This is a genomic window from Agriterribacter sp. (assembly GCF_035497235.1).
Lineage (GTDB): Bacteria > Bacteroidota > Bacteroidia > Chitinophagales > Chitinophagaceae > Agriterribacter.
The window spans coordinates 31,474-56,604 of sequence record NZ_DATJEB010000024.1; the positions used below are offsets into that span (position 1 = coordinate 31,474).

The following is a 25,131-nucleotide window of genomic DNA, read 5'->3' on the forward strand; positions in this document are numbered from 1 at the left end:
GTAGCGTTGTTTGCCTCCCAGTGGCTTTATATAACAGACACTGCGGAGAATTGAGCAACCGCGGTTAAAGTCTTTTTCAATTCACTTTCCTGAAATAAAATGAATATACAAAAGGCTCAAGCACCATTCCATAAGAAAGTTCGGCAGGAGTAGTACGTTGTACTTTAATTACTATTGTTGCAGCATCCCGCAGGTGCAATGCAACAGATGCCCGGATGGATGTATTGGAGCCGGTATTCATAACTGTATCGCCTGCCTTTCCCGCGTCTGGCTGATCTTGTTTTAAAATTTCATACCGCTGCGTGGCAATTGCAATGTCTTCGGCTATAATTTTCATTTCCTCCTGTAACACACAGGATGTGCATCCGGCAAATCCGTTAAATATGCTTAAAAAAGCAGTGTCGTTTGTTTTAATGTAGTAGAATTGAACATAACTTTTGATCTTCACTTGTTCTCCATCCAGGTCTTCGATCTTCAGATAGCCACTTTGTGATGCGGCCCCGGGTTCCACATCAACCAGTTGCCAGTCGCCCTCAAAGGTTTCATTTAAGTTTGCTATCCTTTTTTCTGAATTGTTTCCCGTTTTATAACCCGTGTCCAACTTTACCGCTTTTTTGTTTTTTGCTGAATACATAACAACCGCAGCTATTGCAATAACAAAAAAAGTGATGATTAATATAAGCGATGAAGCTTTTGTAAAAAATGGTATAGCAATTTTCTGCTGTCCTTCACGCGCTCCCGGTTGAAAAAAAACAGTAGCAGCGCTGTCTTTCAATTCACTTAGTAAATGGGCCAGTCCTGTATTATAATCTTTCGTAAAATCTACATGCTGTAACCGTTGCAACCTGAAAGGCGTTTTGCTGTCGCGGAGAATAACGGGTATCACTTTTTTCTGCTGCCCCAGCGCATAATACACTTCATCCAGCACGTTATTGGAGCTTACAGATTTTTCCGTTTCTATAAATAGTAAGCAATCGCAGGTTTCCAGCGCCTTTTCGATTTCCAGGTCCCATTCCGATCCTGCCCTGATATCCTGCTGATCAATCCAAACATGAAAGCCCTCTTTTTTAAGATCCAGCGCAAGCTGCAGAGCAAAATCCGAACCATCGTCCCTGGAATAACTAAAGAAAATTTTTTTTAACCGCATCGGGCAATATAGTTACCTGAAAATACAGTTTAAAAGCGAGAAATGAAAGGCTATTCTTTTGTAAGGCCCCCACGCACGTATTACTGAAAAGCCGGAATCCGGAGGCTATCAACAGTCACAGTACTTAGCCTGCAACAGAATCGTTAAAATTCAAATTTCATAATTCCCCATTTGTCAACCGAAACTTTAAGCAGCACCTGTTGAGTTGACAGTACAGGTTTTCCATTTATCTTTTTCGGGGTCCATATAGGACCTTCTTTCAAATATTTGCTTATCAAATTGGTAATGTAGGGGATGTCACCTTCAATAGGAACAAAGTCTTTTAAATTGCCGGTTTCATCTACCGTAAACTGAACGTTTACAGTACCCTGCCTATTCTGGATGGAGTCCTTATAAAACTTGTCTGCATTAATCAGGCGACTTAGATACTTTGCCCGTTCCCGCTCCCCGCCAGGGAATGAAGCGTTTACCGTATCCCGTCTCTCCGCGTTAACAAGCTGGGAAACAGAAAACTTATTCTTTTCGGCTTTTGCGGCAAAGGCAATTACCAGTAAAACGGCAAGCGGTAATAACAGTCTACGGCTTGCAAATGCGAATCGTTGTTTTTTCTGATGAGTAATCACGGCTAATCTTCTTTTTATTAGATGATGCAAAAAAAATGACTAACGATATAATTAAACTGTTTGTTGAAAATTGTTGCTAACAGTAGACGGGCAAAGTCCTTCCGTTTACCCGTTTTTCACCGCTTCCCTACCTGCCAGAAACTCATGAATAGTAAATAACTCTTTTCAAATGATCCAATACTTGCATAATCTGCTCTTCCGCTTTGGTTAATGTTTTCCCATGCCGATATTGTTATATTTTTTACTATTCCTTTGAGAGAAGTTCAACGCTTGCAAGGACTTCATTCTTTCTCTGCATTGTCTCCCTTCAGAAGACTCTGTGCGCTTGCCAGGGGACGCTGCGGTGTGCTATTATTACCTTTTCTTTGTCAAATCAATATCCGCAACAGCATATAATCTGTTACTTCATAAATATACGATTTAATGTTTATTCAATCACCCCTCACCATCCGTAATATTCCCGCAACATCGTCTGCCGCTCACATAGCTTTGCACGACACACACTGCGGTGAATCAAAAGAGGCATAAGCTTATTCTGCAATCCCATAATATTTGCATACGGCATGGTAGTCTTTCAGATCGGGCAAAGGCACGGTTGAAGCATGCCTGGCATGAACTCCCCCGGGGATTATAATGTACCGGTAGCTGTTCTGGTAGTTTATTGCCCCAGGATCAATATCCGGGCGGGTAATAAGCGAATGAATTAATGTTATAGATCCTGCACTTAAACGAAACTTTAATTCTGCCAAAATACCATTATAACTGCTCGCAAAAGTAACAGGGAGTGGATTGGCCTCAGAAGGCGTACTTGTGAATTTTGCATATACCATCACCGCCCCCTGATCAATAACAGCGTCAGTTATTTTAGGCTCTGTAACCGGATATTTTCTAATTATTATCCCATACTCATTTGTAGCGCTGCTCCAACTGGAACCGTCATAAAAAGCAGTCCAGTCAGAATAAAACACATTGGCGCTGCCAGCATCTCCTTTCGTACCTTCTGGTCCGGGAGCGCCCTGCGGTCCGGGAACGCCTTGTGCACCAGCAGGGCCTTCGGGCCCGGTTTTACTGCATGATGAAATAATGAGCGAAGTGGGAAGTGAGAAGAAGAAAAATATTAAAGACCAATAGCAGAATGATTTTTTTTTCATAAACGCTTTTAGCCTTAAATATATTTAAATAAAGCGATATATTAAAGAATTTCTCTTTTCCCCTCAGGTTTTGTGCGTTTGCCGGAGATGCTGCAGTGTGTAAGTATTACTTTCTCTTACTACTCCCGCAGCATCGTGTGCCGCTCATACAGCTTTGCACAACAGACACTGGGGAGAATTGGCCTAAACTCAAAATTGAAACCGATTTTTTCTTGTAACCTGCAACCTGTAACAGGTACACCCGGCATCTCATACCTTAAATCCCCGATCACAAAAAAGCCCGGGATTTCCTTCTCTTACTTTTCTCCTCTCCCCTCTCCCCTTCCATACTTCGCTCCTTCTCCCTGCGTAGGAATTGTTCTTAAAATAAAATCGCGCAGGTGCTGGTTGCTAGTAAACAGATCTGCTTTACGCAGGTACATCATATGCCCGCTCCGGTAACCTTCCCAGGTCATGCGATGCTGCAATTTTCCACCCGTATCTATTTGCCACATATTGTATTTGGCGTTGAAGTAATCGCAGGCGCCATCGTAATACCCGCTTTGTACCAGCAGATACAGGTTGGGATTTTGCGCCATCGCCTGGCGAAGATTTTCACCGGTCCTATTGTTTTCATTATCCCATGGAAATACATTTCCAAACATATTATACGGCAGGTCTGTTGTATAATTCAGCTCATCACGCAGGTAAATATTTATAGCAGGTGTAAAAGCATGCAGCCATGCGGAGAGCTCCGCATTGTAATCCGGTCGTTCACCGCCGTCTTTTTTATCCACGCCCAGGTATCTCGAATCCAGCCGTCCAACGGTATAGCCTTTATCTCTTAATAATTCTTTCCAGAAAAAATTAGTGGTAATGGAAAGATTGTTCTGCAGCACCGCTTTTATATTTAACCCCGAATAACGGGCAACCTTAGCCGCTACCTGATTCCTTTCGGTTTCGCTGAGCGATCCTCCTCTGGCCAAAGCAGGGAGGTATTCATTTACCGCAAATTTTTCCACTTCGGGCAGCATAGTGGTAAGATCTTTTTGCTGTAAATCGGCAGGCAGCATTTTGTGATACCAGGCTGTTGCAGCGTAATAGGGCAGCAGCAGCGCAGCGTCCATTACTCCTCCCCTTTCAATGCCCAACCCTGTTGGCGAAACCAGTATCACTCCGTTCAGGTATATCCATTGCGCATTCTGCAGTTCCAGTGCCAGTCCCGACACCCTTGTTGTACCATAGCTTTCTCCGATGAGATACTTGGGGGAAGCCCAGCGTTTATAACGACTGATAAAAGTGCTGATCCATTCCGCCAGGTATTTGATATCGGCATTTACACCAAAAAATTTTGTCCGGGGTACTTCTTTGTTCACCGGTCTGGAAAAGCCGGTATTCACCGGATCTACGTATACAATATCCGCCACATCCAATATGGAATACGGATTATCCTTGATACCATAGGGTTGAACAGGAAAACCTTCATCATCTATTTTCAGTATCCGCGGACCGGTATAGCCGATCTCCATCCATACCGATGGTGTGCCAGGGCCGCCATTGAACGAAATAACCAGCGGACGGGCTGAACGGTCACTCACGTCAGTTCTTTCATAATAAGTATAAAACACACCTGCAATGGGTTTGTCATTTTCATCCCAAACGGGTATAGTGCCCGCCGTAACGGTATAGAGCACGCGCTGACCTTTAATAATGGCCGTATGCTTTCCAGTAACTGCGGAATCTATATTCAGCTTGCGCACCAGTACTTCCGTTTCCTTAGCCGTTGGCAACGAAGGCGTTTCAGCGGGCTTATTGTTTTGCTTTTGGGAAAACAATGCCGGGAAATATCCCAGGAAAAAAACGAAGCAAAAAATTATTTTTTTCATACAGGCAGGTTTAAGCATTAAAGCCAGTCATGCTTAAAAGTATTAAATATTCTTTATAACACATCGCAACAAGAATACCTGCTTCCTTTACGCGTTGATTCCAATAAAAAATTATTTTTGACAGGTTAAGGCTATCGCCTGCAAGTATTCTTTTCATCTTTTGATTTGATTGCATGAATAACAACAGCGAAGTGTACAGCATTCCCGCGCGTTTCAGACGTATAGAAAACCTGCATATCTTATTATGGCTGCTGAAGGATATATGCTGGGCTTTAGATTTCCACATTATGGGCATGATTATGATTGCACCCACACTTACCGTAGCCATTACCATTACCTGGCAAACGCGTAAATTAACCGCCGAATTACTGCATAACCTGGCTGTAGTGCTATGGATCACTGCCAACTGCCTGTGGATGACGGGAGAGTTTTATGGCTGGGATGAAGGCGCCTGGGGAGCACGACAGCTTGCGCTTATCCCTTTTTCGGGAGGCTTGTGCATACTCGCTTATTATTACCTGTTCCTGGGGCATAAAAAAAGCCTCCGGAAACAAATGTTGTTAAAAGCATCGGAGCTGGTAAGGGAAGAAGAGGCTCGGGTAAGTTCTACAATGCAGGGAACGAATGGTGAATAAAATTCGAAGGAGAAGAAAAAGGTGAGACGTGAAAAGAGAAAAGTGAAAGAAAGAGTACCCGTCCTATTGTTAATAGTTACTCGCCTGTTAGCTAACAGCGGGCAGCCGTAATCCGAACACCAAATCATAAATCACAAACCACAAATCCTGCTATCCTGCTTAAATGATTTACCTTTGCAGTCCTCAAAAATACAAGAATGTACAGGACACATACATGCGGGGCATTACATATACAGGATACAGGGAAAGAAGTTACCCTTGCCGGCTGGGTACAAACCATCAGGAAGTTCGGCGCTATTACCTTTGTTGACCTGCGCGACCGCTATGGCATTACGCAATTATTATTCGGGGAAGAACTGAACCGGCAACTGGAAGAACATCCCCTGGGCAGAGAATTTGTAATACAGGCCAAGGGTATTGTTATAGAGCGCAGCAATAAAAACACCCATCTTTCTACGGGTGAAATAGAAATAAATGTACTGTCATTTACTGTTCTCAACCAATCGGCTACCCCGCCCTTTACGATACAGGATGATACTGATGGCGGTGATGATCTGCGTATGAAATACAGGTATCTCGACCTGCGCCGCAATGCGGTTAAACGCAATCTCGAGCTGCGCTATGCCGCAAGCCGTTCTGCCAGGAACTACCTGCACGAGAACGGCTTTATGGATATTGAAACCCCTTTTTTGATCAAATCAACACCCGAAGGCGCAAGGGATTTCGTAGTGCCTTCGCGCATGAATACCGGGCAGTTTTACGCCCTGCCACAAAGTCCGCAAACCTTTAAACAGCTACTTATGGTAAGTGGCTACGACCGGTACTACCAGATAGTGAAATGCTTCAGGGATGAAGACCTGCGGGCAGACCGCCAGCCGGAGTTTACGCAAATTGACTGCGAGATGAGCTTCGTTGAACAGGAGGATATACTCAGTATGTTTGAAGGGCTGATTAAACGAATATTTAAAGATGTAAAAGGCATTGATTATACGGAACAGGTGGAAAGGATGAGCTGGGAAGATGCTATGTGGGATTATGGTAACGATAAACCAGATATACGTTTTGGCATGCCGGTGGCCAATTTAAAAGTACCGGCACATGTATTTCCCGGCAGGCAGCAAAGCATTCCTCAAACGCTCATCGGAGATGGTGGCTTCGCTGTATTCAACGAAGCGGAAACCCTTGTAGCCATTGCCGTGCCGGGTTGCAGTGAATATTCGCGCAAGCAAACCGATGAGCTAACGGAATGGGTTAAACGCCCGCAGATCGGCATGAAAGGCCTTGCCTTTATAAAATGCAATGCCGATGGCAGCTTTAAAAGCAGTATGGATAAATTTTACGATGAAGAAAAACTGCGATCCATTGCTGCAGGGGTAAAAGCAAATGCCGGCGACCTGGTATTAATACTTGCCGGCGCTGAAGAAAGAACCCGGAAGGCCATCAGTGAGCTGCGGCTGGAAATGGGCAAGCGGCTCGGTTTGAGAAAAGACAATGCATTTAAACTGTTGTGGGTACTTGATTTTCCATTGTTTGAATATGCAGCCGATGCTAACCGCTGGGTAGCGCGGCATCATCCGTTTACCTCACCCAAGCCTTCCGATATTAACATTATGATCAACCATTCGCCCGTTATTGAAGACGCGGCAAAATACCTGGAACATCCATACGCTACTATTAAAGCCAACGCCTATGATATGGTGCTGAACGGAAATGAAATTGGCGGTGGTTCCATCCGTATTTTCCAGCGGGGTCTGCAGGAAAAAATGTTCGCCGCGCTGGGCATGAGCAGGGAAGAATCACTATATAAGTTCGGTTTTTTATTAGGCGCTTTTGAATATGGTGCGCCGCCGCATGGAGGTATTGCCTTTGGGTTCGACCGCCTTTGCTCCATACTGGGTGGCAGCGAAAGCATCCGCGATTTTATCGCCTTTCCAAAAAATAACAGCGGAAGAGACGTGATGCTGGATGCCCCATCTGCTATTGATGAAGAACAATTAGAAGAACTTTCTATCCATTTAAAAACAATAGATCAGACATCGCTTTAATACCCATATGAAAACAACATTAAAAATATCGAATATATTATCGTGGATCAACCTCATTGTAGGGGGAATACTGGTGGCCGGCGGGCTGCTCAGCATGCTGTCCACACCCAATGCTTCCATTTTGCTGGTTTCGGTAGTGCTAACCGGGTCTATTGTTTTGCATAGTTATGCCGCACTGCAGTTACGCAAAAGTATTAAGTACCCTAACATTCCTTTAAACAAACAAACGCCAACAGGTATAAAATTTATTGGCTTCATGGCTTTGTTTTTTGCCATACTCAATATCGGCAACGCGGTAGTGATCATTCAAAATGCGGAAGAAGTAATAAAGCAGGTGGAACTTCCTTTTAAACCCGAGGGCATTGACCTTGTTGCCGCCATCAGGGGGGCGGGCATATTTTCGCTGCTGTTTAGTATAGGCATTGCAGCGAATGTATTGCTGAGCATAAGGCTGCTGAAATGGTACCTGGCATCAAAACAGCAGGAGTAACCTAACACCCCCATACACAGCTATTATAACGGCTGTTCACAACTCTCCAAAAAATAGTTGTCTCAAACTTTTTTCGGGCTATTACCACGAAAAGAAGCCATTATGCTATTGTGATTACATGTATCTCACCGGCAAAGCTAAACATCGGCATAACTAACCCCTTTCTCCCCATATTCAAATGAAAATGCCCGACATTTCTTTTTCAGCACACCCGCCCTTCTTAAAAATAATGGGGAAAAAATTTCGCAAATTCATTTTGTTTAAATATTTTTATAAAAATTTAAACATAAAAAATGGACTTGTTTTCGATCTCCCAGCTTGCACAATTTTCGGGAATTAAGCCACATACCATCAGAATTTGGGAGCAGCGTTATAATGCCCTCAAGCCTGATCGTTCTGAAGGAAACACAAGATATTATGACAATGTGCAACTGAGGAGGTTGCTGAATATTGTTAGTTTGCAGCAACAAAGGCATAAAGTGTCGGAGCTATGCGCAATGTCCGATAAACAAATTTTTAAACTGTTGGACGATCTGCCCGATAATACCGGCAACGATAAAGCAGATGGCTATTTTATCTCCCAGCTTATAGCAGCAGGCATGAGCTACGATGAAATACATTTTGAAAAAACATTTTCTCACTGCCTCCTCAAGTATGGAATGAAAGAAGCGTACACAAAAGTGATACACCCGATGCTGGTACGACTGGGACTCTTGTGGACAAAGGATTCAATACCTCCTGCACAGGAACATTTTATCAGCAATTTACTGCGTCAAAAGTTTTTTACAGCAATTGATGCGCTGCCTCCCGCAAAGCCCGGATCGGATTGCTGGTTATTGTATTTACCCGAAAATGAGTTTCATGAAATAGGTTTATTACATGCTTCCTACCTGATCAGGCTTTCGGGTTCAAAGGCTATTTACATGGGAGCTAATCTGCCAGTTGAATCCCTTAATGAAGCTGTGGATCAATTGTTGCCAGAGCATTTGCTGCTCTTTTTGGTACATAACAATTTACCCCGTGATACGGAAGATTACCTCAATGAGATAGCCCGCCGTTTTAAATCGAAAAAAATATTTGTAGCCTGCCAACATAAAATCCTCACCCAGGTTAAAACGCCAAAAAATGTTCAATGGCTGGCTTCTGTTGCAGACCTTGAACAGCAACTGGCAAGTAATAGTGTTATAAATTAGTCAACAAAATATAAACAACGCTTCATGTCCAAAATTGCAGTCATTGGCTCAGGATTTTCCGGTTTAAGCGCAGCCGCTTATTTATCAGCGGCTGGTCATGAAGTGCATGTATTTGAAAAAAATGAAACGGCAGGTGGCCGGGCACGGCAATTGAAAACAGATAACGGCTATCTATTTGATATGGGTCCAAGCTGGTACTGGATGCCGGATATATTTGAAAGTTTTTTTAATGATTTCGGATACAGGGTTGAGGAACTTTATAAATTAACATTACTTGACCCTTCTTTTGATATTGTTTTTTCCGGGCAGCAAACACTAACCATTCCTGCAAGTTATAGTGCATTATGCGACCTGTTTGAATCCATAGAGAACGGAAGTGCACGCAGGCTGGAAGCATTTATGCAGGAGGCACGGTATAAGTATGAAACGGGAATGCGAAAGCTGGCGTATATGCCGGGTTTATCGCCTCTGGAATTTGCCGATCCCCAGTTAATAAAAGTAGCCATGCGTTTGCAGCTGTTTTCCAGCTTCAGCAAACACGTACGCAAATATTTTTCGAATCCCAAATTGATTGCCTTAATGGAATTTCCCGTGTTGTTTTTGGGTGCAATGCCCCGGCAAACGCCGGCTTTGTACAGCTTGATGAATTATGCGGGATTACAACTCGGAACCTGGTATCCCCAGGGTGGATTTGGGAAAGTTATCGCAGCCATGATGCAAGTATGCCAAAAACAGTCCGTCCACTTTCATTTCAATACCCCGGTTGAAAAAATTGTGGTTGAAGACAATCTTGTCCGGGGGGTTATTATAAAGGGAACGGAAAATGCGTTTGATGCGATAATAGGCTCAGCCGATTACCACCATATTGAAAACGCGTTGCTCCCTGTATCGCACCGGAATTATACGGAAGCCTACTGGGGTAAAAGAACGCTTGCTCCTTCCTGCCTCATTTATTATGTTGGTGTTAGTAAAAAAATAGCATTGTTGCAGCATCATACTTTATTCTTTGAAGAGCCGCTTTTACAGCATGCTGAAGACATTTACAAATACCCAAAATGGCCGGTAAAGCCCCTGTTTTATGTATGCTGCCCATCCAAAACAGATAATGAAGTAGCGCCTTACGGGCATGAGAATTTATTTCTTTTAATGCCATTGGCTCCTGCACTGGAGGATAATAATATACTGCGGGAAAAGTATTTTGAAATAATGATGCAACGCCTCGAAAAGCAAACCGGCGAGGATATAATGACATACATTGATTACAAAAAAAGCTATTGCCTCAACGATTTCATTACTGATTTTAACGCCTATAAAGGCAATGCGTACGGACTGGCCAACACATTAATGCAAACGGCTATATTGAAACCCAGTATCCGGAATAAAAAAATAAAAAACCTCCTGTATGCAGGGCAGCTCACTGTTCCGGGTCCCGGCGTTCCACCTTCTCTTATTTCCGGAAAAATTGCAGCAGAACAGTTACTAAAATACCTCAAAAAACAAAAGCATGAAGCCGCTATTTGATCATTTGTCCGCCCAGGTAAGCAAAATGACTACCCGCACCTACAGTACCAGTTTTTCATTGGGTATCTACTTTTTGAATAACAGGCTACACAATAGTATTTATTCCATATATGGCTTTGTAAGAATTGCCGATGAAATAGTAGATAGTTTTGAAGGATACGACAAGCAATCCCTGCTTCAAAAATTCAGGCAGGAAACCAATGAAGCGATAGTAAACCGGATATCGGTCAATCCTATTTTAAATGCTTTCCAGGATACGGTTCATCGGTACAACATAAAACCTGAATTGATTGAAAGTTTTTTTTGCAGCATGGAAATGGATTTGGAAAAAGTAGAGTATACGCCTGAAAAGTACCGGCAATATATTTTGGGTTCTGCAGAGGTAGTGGGTTTAATGTGCCTGCAGGTATTTACCGGCGGAGACATAAAAATGTATGACGAATTGAAATTATATGCCATGAAACTGGGAGCTGCATTTCAGAAAGTAAACTTTTTAAGGGATATGAAAGACGATTACCAGGTGCTGGGAAGAAGCTACTTCCCGGAGGTAGATATGACAGCTTTTAGCGGAACCCAAAAAAAGCAAATTGAAAAAGAAATTGAGCAGGATTTTAAAATAGCTTTAACCGGCATTAAAAAACTCCCCGCTTCCTCCAGGGGCGGCGTTTACCTCGCATATGTATATTACCGGTCCTTATTCAATAAAATAAAAAAAATGCCCCCCCAAAAGATATTCACGGAAAGGATAAGAATTAATAATGGAAAAAAAATTGGCATACTGCTTAACAGCATGCTGCAATATAAAATGCATTGGATATAAAGCGGATAATGAGCTTATACCGGCTGTAAGTGCCGATGTTGTTAATCACAACCTGAATAGTTTGCTAAAATGTTAAACAATGAATCCATTTATTTATAGAACAGAACAGTTTTTGCCTGTAGACATCGGCACTGCGTGGGATTTCTTTTCATCGCCCCAAAACCTTGCAGTGATAACACCTCCCGAACTTCACTTTAAAATGCTAACCGTTCCCACGCATAACGGGATTTACGAAGGAATGATTATTGATTATACGATAAGGCCTTTTTTGGGTATTATGCTGCGCTGGACAACTGAAATATGCCAGGTTAGAAAACCGATGATGTTCACCGACAAACAACTAAGGGGACCGTATACTTGCTGGGAACATACACATACCTTTATTAAACAGGATAATGGCGTACTAATGACAGATGAAATCAAGTATAGTTTACCTTTTGGAATACTGGGCCGAATAGCTCACCTGCTGACAGTGAGAAAAAAAATTGAAAAGATCTTTGCGTACAGAAAGAACGTTTTAAACAAATTATTTATGAATCATGGAAACAGTAATCGCTAAAATACTGATGGTTGTGATTGCCTTTTCCGGTATGGAAGCCGTTGCCTGGTTTACCCATAAATACATTATGCACAAATTCCTATGGCGTTTACACAAGGATCATCATAAAAAAGAATCATCGGGCTTTTTTGAACATAATGATTTCTTCTTCCTCATCTTTGCATTACCGGGCATAGCCGGCCTTTTTTGGGGTGTTATATATCATTTTAACTTTCTTTTCTGGTGTGGACTTGGCATTAGTTTATATGGCATGGCCTATTTCCTGGTTCATGACGTTTTTATTCACCAACGTTTTAAAATTTTCCGGAATACCGATAACTCTTATTTAAGAGCAATACGCAGAGCCCATAAAATGCACCACAAGCACCTGGGTAAAGAAGACGGGGAATGTTTTGGGATGCTGTTCATACCCTTTAAATACTTCCGGAGTTCCAAAACAAAAAGTGCATCATGAAATTTCTTTACCTGCTGGTTAATTTCTTCTCGGTTATTATACCCCTGCTGTTTTCCTTTCACCCGAGAATAAAATTCTATAAAAACTGGAAAGCCTTTTTTTATGCCAGTATTCCCGTATCTATAATTTTTATAGCATGGGACGTTATTTTTACACATTACGGAGTTTGGGATTTTAATCCGCGGTATGTTACAGGAATATTTCTTTTAAAACTGCCTCTTGAAGAAATACTTTTTTTTATCTGCATTCCTTTCTCCTGTGTATTTACCTATTATTGCTTTAACCGATTTTATAATCTTGCCTGGAACAAGAGAGTAGAATTCTTTTTCTGTATATTTTTCTCACTGTTCCTGGTAGTAGCAGCGTATATATTTAAAGAGAAATTGTACACTTTTGTTACTTTTATAAGCACAGCATTTGTTTGTATCCTTTTAAAGTTCGTATGCAGGGTTACCTGGTTTGGAAAAGCCGTAAGCGTATATGCAATCCTTTTAATTCCGTTTTTTGTAGTTAATGGGATTCTTACCGGAACTGGATTGGAAGAGCCCGTTGTACGCTATAATGATTCGGAAAACCTTGGCCTTCGTGTCTTTACTATACCTTTAGAAGATGCCTTTTTTGGATTGGAGCTCATGCTGGCTTACCTGTTTTTTTACCTGCGGCTGGAAAAGAAAAGCGAAGAAGGCGCAGAAGAAACCAATTACAAAACGGTTTAAAATGAAAAACATATGACTGCAAAACAATTAAGCATATGCAACGCCGCAGCACTTATTGTCACCATAATCATTAATTACCTTTCCAATACAGGGATATTCAATAATAACACGATGAAGGATGTATCGGACCGCTATCAAAATCTCTTTACGCCTTCCGGATATGCATTTTCGATATGGGGACTGATATACCTTGCCCTACTTGCCTTTGTCATTTATGGGCTTGCCGGCACCTTCAAAAAAAAATCAACCGACACCGGTTTTGTTACTCAAATTGACTGGTGGTTTGTTATTTCCTGCATGGCTAACTGTTTTTGGATTTTTGCATGGCTCTATGACTATACCGGATTATCCGTATTGATCATGATCATACTCCTGGTAGCTTTATTTAGAATCGTTATTGCAACGAACGTTAAAATGGAACGGAGCACGTTTAAAAAATCCTTGTTCGTTTGGTTACCTTTTTCCCTATACTCCGGGTGGATCACCGTTGCATTGATCGCCAATATCGCCGCTTACTTAGTCAAAATAAAATGGAATGGTTTCGGGATTACGGAAGTTAGCTGGACTATTATCATGATATGTGCTGCCGTGATCATTAATCTTTTTATGACGTGGAACCGAAGGATGTGGGAATATGCCTTGGTAGGCATATGGGCTCTGGTAGCCATTGCCCTAAATAACCAGGGCAGCAGCACACCGGTAGTGCAAACCGCTTTTATTGCATCAGGTATACTATTGGTGAGTTGTGTACTGCAGGCAGTAAAGTCCAAAAAAGTTGTGCATGATAAATAGTGCTCTCCCTGACGGTATTAAAACTCCAATCAATATATGCTGGCTGCGAAGGGATTTGCGGCTGAATGACAACAAGGCGCTGTATCATGCCTTAAACAGCTCATACCCTGTTTTGCCCGTGTTTATTTTTGATACCCATATCCTCAATCATCTTTCTGATAAAAAGGATAAACGCATTGCATTCATACATCAAACCCTTGAGCAAATAAATACCCTGTTAAATGAAAATGCATCCTCCCTATATGTTTTGTACGATGAACCCATGGTTGCTTTTAAAAAGCTATGTACTGCATTCCACATAAAAGAGGTCTTTTGTAATCACGATTACGAACCTTACGCCATTGAAAGAGATGCAGCAATACAACAGTTTCTGCTGCAAAAAAATATCCCCTTCCATACGTACAAGGACCAGGTGATTTTTGAAAAATCAGAGGTAATAAAACCGGATGGCAACCCCTATACTGTTTTTACGCCTTATTCAAGAACATGGAAGCAAAAATATGCGCAGCAGAAAGAAACCATTTACCGAAGTGAAGCACATTTATCCCGTTTCTTTAAAACAAAACCCTTCCCTATTCCCACTTTAAGAGCAATGGGGTTTGAAAAAGCAGACCTGCAGATCCCCCCCATAAACCTGGAAGAACAGGTGATCGCATACTATCATGAAAACCGCGATCAGCCTGCGTTGAACGGAACAAGCTGCGCGGGTATTCATTTGCGGTTTGGAACGGTAAGTATACGTGAACTGGTAAAACTTGCCTGCCGGCTAAACGAACAGTGGTTAAATGAGTTGATATGGAGAGAATTTTTTATGATGATCCTTTTTCATTTTCCTTATGTTGTAAACAGCAGTTTTAAAAAAAGGTATGACCATATTCAATGGAGAAATAATGAAGCAGAATTTGAACTTTGGTGCAAAGGTGAAACCGGTTACCCCATTGTAGATGCAGGCATGCGCCAACTGAATGCAACCGGGTGGATGCATAACAGGGTTCGGATGATTACGGCCGGTTTTTTAACCAAACATCTGCTCATTGACTGGCGCTGGGGCGAGGCGTATTTTGCAGAGAAACTCCTGGATTATGAACTTGCTTCAAATAACGGAAACTGGCAGTGGGTAGCGGGTAGCGGATGCGATGCCGCGCCATATTTCAGGATATTTAATCCGGCCACGCAAACCCAAAAATTTGACCCCCAACTGACTTATATTAAAACATGGATAAAAGATTTCAAACCTGGTTATTTGCCACCCATCGTAGCGCACGAATTTGCGCGAAAGCGGACACTGGAAGTGTATAAAAAATCACTGTATAACGGATAGAAAGAACAGGTTTTTTATTTAACCATTCTTCTGTTTCCGTCAATAAAATATCATTCACATATTAACCGTAGCCCCCAGCCATGCCATCATTCCGGCCCCCAGGTGTATTGCATCATCATCAATATTAAATGTAGGCGTGTGTACACCTGAAGTGATCCCTTTAGACACATTACCCGCCCCCAAACGGTAAAAACAACCGGGTATCACCTGTGAGTAATAACCAAAATCTTCAGCTCCCATACGCAGTTCCGATTCTTCCACATTTTCTGCACCTGCATATGCAGCGGCCGCGGCTTCAGCTGCGCTATTCAATTGTTCGTTGTTGTAAACCGTGGGATAACCTACATCAATATGGAGGTCAATTTCGGCTCCCATGCTGTGTACCAGTTCGGTAGATAACTTACGTATAAGGTCATGCGCTTTAAAGCGCCATATTTCATCCATCGCCCTAAAAGTTCCCATCAGTTTTACTTCGCTGGGTATTACATTGGTAGTGTGCCCTCCATGAAAAGAAGTAATGGATAACACCGAGGGCGAAAAGGGATTGCGGTTGCGGCTAACGATTTGCTGTAAGGCAACAATCAGTTGCGATGCAACCAATATGGTATCCACGGTCTCCTGCGGTGCGGCGGCATGACCTCCTTTGCTTTTTATGGTAATGTAAATTTCATCGGCGCTGGCCATGATCTTTCCGCCCCTGAAACGAAATTTTCCAATTTCAAGCTGGGGATGTACATGCAGTCCTAAAATAGCAGATGGACGCGGGTTTTCCAGCGCACCTTCCTTAATCAAAAGACTGGCGCCGCCCGGATTCTTTTCTTCACCCGGCTGGAAAATGAGCTTAATGGTTCCCTCCCACTCCTCTTTTAATGCATTCAATATGCGTGCAGCACCCAACAGGCAGGTAGTATGCACATCGTGCCCGCAGGCATGCATTACACCTTCGTTCTTTGACTTATAGGGAACATCATTTTCTTCTGTAATGGGAAGCGCATCCATATCCGCTCTCAGTGCAATTACTCTTTTCTCAGGATTCTTTCCTTTCAGTAAACCAATGACACCGGTGGTTGCTTTTATGGTATAGGGAATGCCCATAGCATCCAACTGTTGCTGTACTAATTTGGAGGTTTCAAACTCGTGGTAGCTCAATTCCGGATGGGCATGTAAATGATGCCGTATCTTAATTAAATCGGGGCTGTATTGTGAAGCGAGTTGCTTTATCTTATCTTTTAGCATGTTCCAAAGATACGAAGGAAAAGAAATCTCTATCTTCTTACCGTCATTTCGAAGGAGTAAATCAATGCTCTTCTTTTTACCTCTTTTTAACGACTGAGAAATCTGCTGGGCGGTAGTGCTAATGCCAGGCAGATTTCTCCTTCTCTTTTAATGATTACAAAACACAATCTTTATGTTGCTTCAGTCGAAATGACGGTGATAATTATATGCAACCTGCAAAAACTATACAGTGGTTTCCCCCTGGCTATTTATCCATCTGAAATTCAAACGCATCATAGGGCGCTGTACGCCAGGCGAACTGTTGTGTAGTAGGCGATATGGCAAAGAAGGGCGAAAAGGTTTTTACCTTAACCGTTTTCCCATCGGGCAAAAACTCCAGTATACGCAGCCAGCCGTCTCCTCCATTTCCATACCAGCCGCCGCCCATGGCCTGCGCGTTAAATACCATCTGGTTTACTTTTTTACCAGCCGCGTTTTTATCTGTTCTGAATCCTACATGTCCCTTGGCGTTATCGGGCTCTCCTATATGACCTGAAAACACAAGTTGGATATTGGTGGATGGTTGCACTAATTTTTTCCAGATGGCTGCCCCATAGTTACCATCCGTTATAGGGTAGTTTTCTTTTACAATTTGCTGATTATCGGAGTTAAGATAAGAATGCGTAAGGATAACACCTGTATGATTTTTGTATTTCTCCATTCCGGTTACTTTTTTTGCCCAGGCAATAATGGTATCACGCGGCGCAAACTCCAGCGTAAGCAATAAAAACTTCCTGCCCTGCGGAGAAGCAAATTCAAAGGCGGCATTTTCCATAGTGGGTATTCCTTCCGCGTTTAGCCCGGCTTCCCGAATTAATTTTTGCGTTTTAAAATTCTTATCTACAGGGAAATAGGTGTTATAGTTGGAGCGCCGCACGCTGATATTGGTATAGCCATAATCGTGATTACCTGCAGCAAGTACATAAGGCACTTTGCCGTCTAACCTGCCGAATGCACGGGCAACGGAAGCCCACTGCTGTTTACTGGCCTGGTTGGCCGCAATGCCATCAGGATTTATCATTTCATTTTGCTCTACCAGGTCGCCGGTACACATCACTAATTGTATATTCAGCTTATCAATATTTTCGCTAATCCATGCTGTCATTAGCTCAAACAACGGCTGGTTACGTTCAAACTTCTGGTAGGTTTGCGGATCGGGCAACATAATGATTGACCAGGAATTGGAATCACTGAGGGCAGGTGCTATATATTTTTGCTGCTGCGCAACAACATTTGTTACACAGCATACTGCAATAACAATGCTGCAAAAGAATCTTAAATTGATTTGTTTCATATTTTAGTATTGATTTAATATTCCCGCTTTTACCAATGCTGTTCCCGGTTCGTTTACTATCGCTCTCTTGTTACCAGTGTATAATTTATATAGTTGTATTTACCTAAAACAGTTCTTTCCAGCATTAACTTATATTTTCCCTGCTTAAGTTTTGCTTCCACAAGAATAGTTTCTTTTTTAGGATTACCGGGCTGCGGGATATTTTTATTACGCAGCAGTTCATACATCACCCTGCCCTGCATTTGTACGGGAGCAGCAATATGGTGAATTTTCAAAATAGTAGGCACAATATCAATATTTGAAGTGGGCAAATTACTTTCCATGGATGTTTTAAAAGATGGCCCGTATACTATTAAAGGAATATGAATTTCATATGGACTGGAACCGCCATGCCCTGCCACGCCTCCGGCAAAATCCGTTCCCGCGTATCCCAAATTGTTTTTATTGTTGTTCCAGTTTTCAGTAACAAGAATGTCGGCCGTCCGTTGAGGATGATTCCAGTGAATGGATTCAAAGGACAGGGTTCCTTTAATTGTGCCACGCATTGATCCGGGTTTAGCGGCTTTTGTAAAAATAGCGCCTACCCATTCCTGTTCCTGCAATGATTCAACTACTTTTTGAATAAGCACCGGGTTGTGATCTTTTATATACAAGGCGCCATCGGCCAATATAATATCATCGGAGTCTTTACTCTTTTTGAGCCTTTCCTGTATTAAAAAATCTGTAAACCCTTGTTTTCCTGTATGGGTTACAAAGCCATGATCGGCAGTAACAATAATATTAAAAACATGCTCCAGCCCCCTCGCCCGGATGGTATCCAGCATTCTGCCAAACTGAGCATCTACCGTTTTTAAAGCGGTTATCGTAATGGGTACGCCAATACCATGTTCATGTGCCGTACCATCGGGGTCGGAAAACCAGATAGCGCTTACTAACGGCCCGCCGGCAGCCAGTGTATACCTGCACAAAGCATCTGTGATCCAGCGATGACGGGCGTTGTTGGGCGTAGCATCTTCCGGCGGAGGCCCTATAGAAGCAGTAAGTTCGGATTTAAAAGATCCGGGGAGCACCAGGTCCGGATTAATGACAGCACCGTTAACCGTATGATTTTGCAGGAACGCCTGCCCGGTTGTGCCCGAACTATATACAAACATCCTTTCACCTGCAGATCGGAGTACTTCGCCTAAAGAAGGAGCAGTAAGCAACTTGCCGGAAGTAATATCCATAATATGCCGGAGGTTACCGGCGTTTCCTGTGCTTACACTTTTTTGGGCATTTGTAGCCGGCAGGTATACAGCATTGCCCATTAGTCCGTGCCCTGCCGGGTAAGAGCCTGTAGCGTAAGAAGCGGCATTTACTCTTGTTACGGTGGGGAATACACTATGATTATCTTTGCCATAGGCCGCTTTTTTACTGAACGCGTACAAATGAGGCATCCACTCCGGTTTAATATAATCCGGACGCAAACCATCAAATACTACAATAATGGTGTGTATTGCTGAAGTGTCCTTTTCAGCCACTGACGCTTGTTCTGCATGTGCATTAGTCGAAAAAGAAAAGATGAGTCCCCAAAAGGATAGTTGAAATATGGATTTCATTTTCAAAAAGATTGTAAGCAGGTTCTAAGATAAGGTTATTTTTATATCCTTCCGGATACGGGTGCATAAAGAATACACGAAGTAAATGAGATTAAAGTTAAATCCGAAGCTAAATGCAGTCTCAACTATCGCTGTCCGTGCCGTCCCTGACTGCCGTCAGGCAGGTTCGCCACGAACGATTACAATATCGTCTCCGGGCGATAATCCGCAATGGTAAAGTTTAAATTACAATCGCCCGGAGGCGATAATAAACAAGTGCCAGGCGAGGACGCCTGGCACAGTATACGTGAGTGGTGAACGCCTATGAATTAACAAACCCTGGTTTAAAAGGTAATTTCACCCAAACTTTGGTACGATCAAAAAAATATACACTATTAAATATCCCACAGCACAATGAAAAATTTTTATTTGCTTTTATTTTCTTTCTTTCTTACCGCTTACCAGATCCCGGTTAAGAAAGATATTGCAAACCCTGCCACTTACTTAGATGAAATAAAAACAGCACTCAAAAAAGAATGGCCAAATAACCGCACTGTTAATCTTGTTTTTCACGGGCATTCTGTTCCGGCGGGGTATTTTAAAACACCTGTGGTGAATACACCGGATGCATATCCCTACCAGGTACTGAAAGCCCTCAAGACTGCTTATCCCTATGCCGTTATCAATATTATAAATACTTCCATTGGAGGAGAAAATGCCGAAAGCGGGGCAAAAAGATTTGCTACGGATGTACTGATCCATAAGCCGGATGTGCTGTTTATAGATTATGCGTTGAATGACCGTGGCATTGGTTTGGATAAAGCAAAAGCATCCTGGGAAAACATGATCAAACAAGCACAGGAAAAAAATATAAAAATTATCCTGCTAACGCCATCGCCCGACACAAGCGTTCATATTATGGAGCCCGGCAATGTGTTAGAAAAACATGCTCTGCAGATAAAATCCCTGGCAAAAAAATACGGCATAGGTCTGGCAGACAGCTATGCCGCATTTAAACAGGTTGCCAATTCCGGTGATAGTATGAATACATATATGGCGCAGATCAATCATCCCAATGAAAAAGGACATGCGCTGATCGCGGAAGCCATATTGAAATACTTTATTAATTGATCACTGCCTTAATCATCACCGGTTGATGATCGGAAGGATAACGCTGATCTTTAGCATCGGTAAGTACGCCATACTTCAATACGTTTATGCCTTTGCTTACAAAAATATAATCAATCCTGTGTTTCATCGGCGCGTCAAACTTAAAGGCATTGAATGTGCCCACAGGTCCGTAAGGAGGCGCCTGTGTTACTTTGTAAGAATCGTTTAGTATAGTTTGCATGGCCTGAATTTGCTCTGTTTCCGGGGTGGAGTTAAAATCGCCCACGCATATCACCGGCGTGTTCTTAGCGATCTCCTGTATTTGTTTAACCATCAGCTTACCCGATTCCCTGCGGGCTACAACACCCTGGTGATCGAAATGCACGCTGAAGAAATAAAATGTTTTTTTAGTTTGCAGATCCTGGAATTTCCCCCAGGAGCAAATGCGGTTACAGCATTTGGCATCCCAGCCTTTGCCGGGTTTTTCAGGTGTTTCGCTCAACCAGAAATCGCCTGATTGCATGAGCTTAAACCTGTCCTTTTTATAAAAGATCGCGGAATGTTCCCCGGCTTCTTTCCCATCATCGCGTCCATGCCCTGTACGCGCAAACTCCTTCATTTCAGAAAGGCCGTTCATTTGATCAATCAGCCCTTCCTGCGTACCAAAAATATCAAACTCATGAAACCGGATCAATGCTTTTACATTTTCCTTTCTGTTGGGCCAGGCATTTAAACTGTCGCCAGGGTTGTTATAGCGGATATTATAGGTAGCAATCGTTACCGGAATATTTTTTTGGGCAATGACGGATTGAACACCAATGCAAACAAGCAAGGTAAAAATGATTCTTTTCATCTTGATTTATTAAAAAATTTCATAAAAATGGGTACCCGTCTATACTTTTATAAACGGGTACTCAAGACAAGTTATCATTTTTTTTTATTACCAGCCCAGATTTTGCATCAGAGTGTCATTTATGGTACTACCGTTTTCTGGTACCAAGTATACGAAAGGCTGTAGTTCTTTGTAACTACATCATTGCATTACTACAATCCTTGTATTTGAACCCGCGGATTAATATCCTATATTTTGCACCAGTTTACCATTTAAAACCTCAGAAGTAGGGATTGGAAATAATAGTTCACGTTCTTTTAAAGTAGGTCCATATGAAAATTCATGTCCAACATAATCATCAAATTGTTTAGTGGTGGTATTAAATGCTTTGCGCAGCCTTACCATATCAAACCACGTAACATTCTCAAAACACAGCTCATACCATCGTTCTTTCCATATTGCTTCTTCCAGCTGACTTTGAGTTAACCCGGCCAGGTCAGGCAATTCAGCTCTATGCCGGATTGCATTTACCGCACTGTACACTTCTTCACTCGGTCCATTTACTTTATTAGATGCTTCAGCAAATACCAACAACACATCTGCATAACGCAAAACGGTCCAATTCATTCCACTGCTGGCAGTATTTAAGTGTGCATCATTGTCAAAATACTTGTAAATAAAAAAACCACCTAATTCTACCGTTAAATTGCGGTCATCCTGATTGGTATAATTGGTATAAAAAAACTGCTTTTCTTTAGCTCTCAGATCATTGGCTTGAAATGATTGAGCAAAAGCTGTAGTAGAATATATACCGCCGGTTTCATCGGAATATTTGGAAATATTCTTATTATAAGGTACTATAGATACCTGCCAATTACTGGGCAAGGTACCAGCCAGATACTGTATCATAAAAATATTTTCTTCCTTATTCTTCATTGCCGGGTCACGGAAACCTGCATAGCTGTCAAATAGTTTAAACTTTCCTGACTCAATTACTTCTTTTGCTTTTTCAGCGGCCAATGCGTAGTGTGAATTTCCTTTTTGCAACGGATATCCAGCCATGGTTAAATATACTTTTGCTAAAAGAGACTTAACAGCGCCCATACTCACGCGTCCGGTTTCATCTTTCCATGCGAGACCCGACTGTTCAGCCATTTGCAGATCACCAAGTATTAAACTATACACTTCTTCTGCAGTAACCTGTTTAGGTCTAAGTTGTTCGGACTGTAAATTAACAGGCTCTGTAACCAGTGGAATATTTCCAAATATCTGCACCAGATTAAAATAATACAATGCCCTTAAAAAATAGGCCTCCCCCAGCAACTTTTTCTTTTGAGTTTCATCCATAGTAATACCGGGAATAAACTTAATGGATGTATTGGCATTTGCGATACCTCTGTAGTAGGAAGTCCAAATTGTTGCCCCATATGCATTGTCGGGAGTATTTGTCAGGTCTTTTACGAAATAACTATTTACAGCCTGACCAAGGTCAGTTCCGGCCAATCCTGTAGCAAACTCGAGCATCATCCAGGCACCCCCGCCAAAACCACTGTTAAATGGATCACGCATGCTGGGATAAATGGCGTTTACGGAACTTTTTGCATGTTCAGGCTTTGTAAAATAACTTCCTGTAGAAAAATTGGAAGGATCGGTTTCATCTAAAAATTTTGAACATCCCGATATTACAAGACCAACACTGACAGCCACCATCAGGAGATATTTATTGATAATTTTTTCCATTTTCTGATAATTTAAGTGTTCAATTAATTATAAGCCCACATTAATACCTATCATAAAAATTCTTGGTCTGGGGTAATCGTACAAACCAAATCCCTGATCGAAGGGTGAGCCTGAGTTAGAAACTTCCGGATCATATCCTGAATACTTTGTTGAAACGAAAAAGTTTTGAACAGACGCATACAGTCTTAAACGATCGAGTTTCAAACGCGAGATGGTTTCCATATCAAACGTATAAGACAGCAATAGATTCCGACCTCGAACAAAAGAGGCATCTGTTATTTTATGGCTATCATTGTTTGTAGTATAATAAGCATTGATAGGCCGTATTTGCGCGATAGGAGTATTCTGATTGGTTTCCGTCCAGGCATTCAATACAGTTTTATAGCTATTTGCGATTCCCTGACGGTCTTCAGCAGAATGAATACTTCTGTCCAGCACATCGTTTCCATACATAAATTGAAGGTCAACCAACAATGCCCAGTTTTTATATTGGAATGTATTAATAAAGCTTCCAAAGCCTTCTGGTATACCCTTTCCTATAACTGTTCTGTCGTTATCATTGATAACTTTATCGTTATTCAGGTCGAGGTATTTAACATCCCCGGGACGCATGTTGTATACAGCAGCTTCTGCAGCCTCATGCGAGTCCCAGGTACCCAGGTGTACCCTGCCAAAAAACGACCCTACTGGCTCCCCTACGCGAATAACGGTAGCCCCGGAATAAATATCACTTCCTCCGGTTAATGCTAATACCCTGTTTTTGTTGATAGAGATGTTAAAAACAGAATTCCAGCTAAAATTGGCATTTTTGATGTTCACTGTATTAATTGCTACCTCAAAGCCTTTATTCTCCATACTCCCTATATTGCGGGATACCTGAGTATAACCACTGCTACTGGGTACAGGGGCGCTCAACAACATATCAGTGGCTCTTTTACGATACCAATCAAACTCAATATTTACCCTATTTTTGAATAACCCCATTTCGACACCAAAATCAAATTGCCTTACTTTTTCCCATTTTAACCCCGGGTTTCCCATGCGCGAAACACCTATTCCAATTTCTCTGTTACCCCCAAAAATAACTTCGTAGTTACCCATTATTTCATCTGCCTGGTATGTATTTATTTCCGAGTTTCCGGTTTCTCCATAACTGCCCCTAAGCTTCAAATTTGAAATTACCTGTATATCGTCCATAAATTCCTCTTCTGTCACCTTCCACGCCAGTGCAGTAGAGGGGAAAAATGCGTAACGATTGTCAGAACCGAATTTAGATGACCCGTCCTGACGGCCTGTAAAAGTTACCAGGTATTTGTTTAAAAGAGTATAATTTACTCTCCCAAAATAGGAATTGATTCCATATGCATTGGCAAATGAACCGGGCGCCTGAATGACAGCGCCAGCACCAAGATTATTTACATTGTAAAAGTTGTCAATATAGGTTTGGCTTCGCGCTATTGCTTCAAACCTGTCTACATGCTGCCATGCCAAACCCGCCAGCGCATTGATAGAATGAATTCCAAATCCTTTGTTATAGGTCAGATAATTTTCAAATTGCCAGGAATTAAACCGATTGTTATTAACCACAGCATTCCCGGTAGAAGAGATATACTGCAGATCTATCCCATTGTAGTTATCAAGCCGTTGATTGATAATATTTGCTCCGAGTGTAGTTCTAAACTCCAACCCATCCATCAGCCGGATATTCGCATAGATATTTCCCAGCATATTTTGTGTACGGAGCAGATAGGTGCGTTCTTCGATTACACGTAAAGGACTGTCTCCCCCTTCCATACCTGGATAATCTCTGTTACGTCCCCAAGAGCCATCAGCATATTTTACCGGTATAAAAGGCAATGCTTCCAGCACTTGTCTCATTACAGTGATACCTCCGCCTCCTAAAATATCAATTTGCCTATCGGTCTGATCAGTGTAGCCAAGGTTACCACCCACTTTAAGCCAATCTTTAAT

Annotated in this window: 23 protein-coding genes; 12 read left to right on the forward strand and 11 right to left on the reverse strand. The window is 42.1% G+C overall.

From position 1 onward, the window contains the following. Nucleotides 1-76 precede the first annotated feature (76 nt). The 5 genes from VL121_RS07135 to VL121_RS07155 form a co-directional block, all read right to left on the reverse strand. Nucleotides 77-1,147 carry a toll/interleukin-1 receptor domain-containing protein gene (locus VL121_RS07135; RefSeq protein WP_325403639.1) on the reverse strand — a complete coding sequence of 357 codons (1,071 nt, stop codon included), beginning with the start codon at nt 1,145-1,147 and terminating at the stop codon, nt 77-79. 143 nt (nt 1,148-1,290) lie between these two features. After that, nucleotides 1,291-1,770, reverse strand: coding sequence for a cupredoxin domain-containing protein (locus tag VL121_RS07140; RefSeq protein ID WP_325403641.1), 480 nt, complete (start codon nt 1,768-1,770; stop codon nt 1,291-1,293). Between the two features lie 530 nt (nt 1,771-2,300). Beyond that, a complete protein-coding gene (locus tag VL121_RS07145; protein WP_325403643.1) occupies nt 2,301-2,921 on the reverse strand; it encodes a collagen-like triple helix repeat-containing protein in 621 nt (206 codons plus the stop codon). Between the two features lie 296 nt (nt 2,922-3,217). Then, nucleotides 3,218-4,786 carry a S10 family peptidase gene (locus VL121_RS07150; protein ID WP_325403645.1) on the reverse strand — a complete coding sequence of 523 codons (1,569 nt, stop codon included), beginning with the start codon at nt 4,784-4,786 and terminating at the stop codon, nt 3,218-3,220. Between the two features lie 10 nt (nt 4,787-4,796). Beyond that, nucleotides 4,797-4,943, reverse strand: coding sequence for a hypothetical protein (locus tag VL121_RS07155; protein WP_325403647.1), 147 nt, complete (start codon nt 4,941-4,943; stop codon nt 4,797-4,799). Between the two features lie 16 nt (nt 4,944-4,959). On the opposite strand from VL121_RS07155, the gene VL121_RS07160 reads away from it, so the two are divergent. The 11 genes from VL121_RS07160 (at nt 4,960) to VL121_RS07210 (ending at nt 15,332) form a co-directional block, all read left to right on the forward strand. Next, complete coding sequence (locus VL121_RS07160) at nt 4,960-5,421, forward strand: hypothetical protein (RefSeq protein ID WP_325403649.1); 462 nt, start codon at nt 4,960-4,962, stop codon at nt 5,419-5,421. A gap of 197 nt (nt 5,422-5,618) precedes the next feature. After that, complete coding sequence (gene aspS, locus VL121_RS07165; protein WP_325403651.1) at nt 5,619-7,466, forward strand: aspartate--tRNA ligase; 1,848 nt, start codon at nt 5,619-5,621, stop codon at nt 7,464-7,466. A 7-nt stretch (nt 7,467-7,473) separates the two neighbouring features. Beyond that, nucleotides 7,474-7,956, forward strand: a complete 483-nt coding sequence (locus tag VL121_RS07170) for a hypothetical protein (RefSeq protein ID WP_325403653.1) — start codon at nt 7,474-7,476, stop codon at nt 7,954-7,956. Nucleotides 7,957-8,249: 293 nt separating this feature from the next. Beyond that, nucleotides 8,250-9,149, forward strand: a complete 900-nt coding sequence (locus tag VL121_RS07175) for a MerR family transcriptional regulator (protein ID WP_325403655.1) — start codon at nt 8,250-8,252, stop codon at nt 9,147-9,149. Between the two features lie 24 nt (nt 9,150-9,173). Continuing rightward, entirely contained in the window at nt 9,174-10,670 is a 1,497-nt protein-coding gene (locus VL121_RS07180) for a phytoene desaturase family protein (RefSeq protein WP_325403657.1), read from the forward strand. Next, the gene (locus tag VL121_RS07185) at nt 10,654-11,490 is read left to right on the forward strand and encodes a phytoene/squalene synthase family protein (RefSeq protein ID WP_325403659.1); all 837 of its coding nucleotides are present in this window, start codon (nt 10,654-10,656) and stop codon (nt 11,488-11,490) included. Before VL121_RS07180 ends, VL121_RS07185 begins: the two co-directional genes overlap by 17 nt. 79 nt (nt 11,491-11,569) lie before the next feature. Next, nucleotides 11,570-12,049, forward strand: a complete 480-nt coding sequence (locus VL121_RS07190) for an SRPBCC family protein (protein ID WP_325403661.1) — start codon at nt 11,570-11,572, stop codon at nt 12,047-12,049. Continuing rightward, the gene (locus tag VL121_RS07195; protein ID WP_325403663.1) at nt 12,030-12,503 is read left to right on the forward strand and encodes a sterol desaturase family protein; all 474 of its coding nucleotides are present in this window, start codon (nt 12,030-12,032) and stop codon (nt 12,501-12,503) included. The genes VL121_RS07190 and VL121_RS07195 overlap by 20 nt, the downstream gene beginning before the upstream one ends. Beyond that, nucleotides 12,500-13,219 carry a lycopene cyclase domain-containing protein gene (locus tag VL121_RS07200; RefSeq protein ID WP_325403665.1) on the forward strand — a complete coding sequence of 240 codons (720 nt, stop codon included), beginning with the start codon at nt 12,500-12,502 and terminating at the stop codon, nt 13,217-13,219. Before VL121_RS07195 ends, VL121_RS07200 begins: the two co-directional genes overlap by 4 nt. A 12-nt stretch (nt 13,220-13,231) precedes the next feature. Then, the gene (locus VL121_RS07205) at nt 13,232-14,011 is read left to right on the forward strand and encodes a hypothetical protein (protein WP_325403667.1); all 780 of its coding nucleotides are present in this window, start codon (nt 13,232-13,234) and stop codon (nt 14,009-14,011) included. Further along, complete coding sequence (locus tag VL121_RS07210; RefSeq protein ID WP_325403669.1) at nt 14,001-15,332, forward strand: cryptochrome/photolyase family protein; 1,332 nt, start codon at nt 14,001-14,003, stop codon at nt 15,330-15,332. The genes VL121_RS07205 and VL121_RS07210 overlap by 11 nt, the downstream gene beginning before the upstream one ends. 54 nt (nt 15,333-15,386) lie before the next feature. Here the strand turns inward: VL121_RS07210 and VL121_RS07215 are convergent, their stop codons facing one another. The 3 genes from VL121_RS07215 to VL121_RS07225 form a co-directional block, all read right to left on the reverse strand. After that, complete coding sequence (locus VL121_RS07215; protein ID WP_325403671.1) at nt 15,387-16,568, reverse strand: M20 metallopeptidase family protein; 1,182 nt, start codon at nt 16,566-16,568, stop codon at nt 15,387-15,389. A gap of 244 nt (nt 16,569-16,812) precedes the next feature. Continuing rightward, entirely contained in the window at nt 16,813-17,901 is a 1,089-nt protein-coding gene (locus VL121_RS07220; RefSeq protein ID WP_325403673.1) for a metallophosphoesterase, read from the reverse strand. A gap of 56 nt (nt 17,902-17,957) precedes the next feature. Beyond that, entirely contained in the window at nt 17,958-19,499 is a 1,542-nt protein-coding gene (locus VL121_RS07225; RefSeq protein ID WP_325403675.1) for an alkaline phosphatase family protein, read from the reverse strand. 393 nt (nt 19,500-19,892) lie between these two features. Here VL121_RS07225 and VL121_RS07230 point away from each other — a divergent pair, with 393 nt between their 5' ends. Then, a complete protein-coding gene (locus VL121_RS07230) occupies nt 19,893-20,609 on the forward strand; it encodes an SGNH/GDSL hydrolase family protein (protein WP_325403677.1) in 717 nt (238 codons plus the stop codon). Here VL121_RS07230 and VL121_RS07235 read toward each other — a convergent pair. From VL121_RS07235 to VL121_RS07245, 3 genes are all read right to left on the reverse strand, one after another. Beyond that, on the reverse strand, nt 20,602-21,441 hold the full coding sequence (locus tag VL121_RS07235) for an endonuclease/exonuclease/phosphatase family protein (protein WP_325403679.1): 840 nt from the start codon (nt 21,439-21,441) through the stop codon (nt 20,602-20,604). The genes VL121_RS07230 and VL121_RS07235 overlap by 8 nt on opposite strands. Before the next feature lie 219 nt (nt 21,442-21,660). Then, complete coding sequence (locus VL121_RS07240; RefSeq protein ID WP_325403681.1) at nt 21,661-23,160, reverse strand: RagB/SusD family nutrient uptake outer membrane protein; 1,500 nt, start codon at nt 23,158-23,160, stop codon at nt 21,661-21,663. 27 nt (nt 23,161-23,187) lie between these two features. Next, nucleotides 23,188-25,131 (reverse strand): SusC/RagA family TonB-linked outer membrane protein (locus VL121_RS07245; protein WP_325403683.1); only part of this gene is annotated, 1,944 nt, incomplete at its 5' end.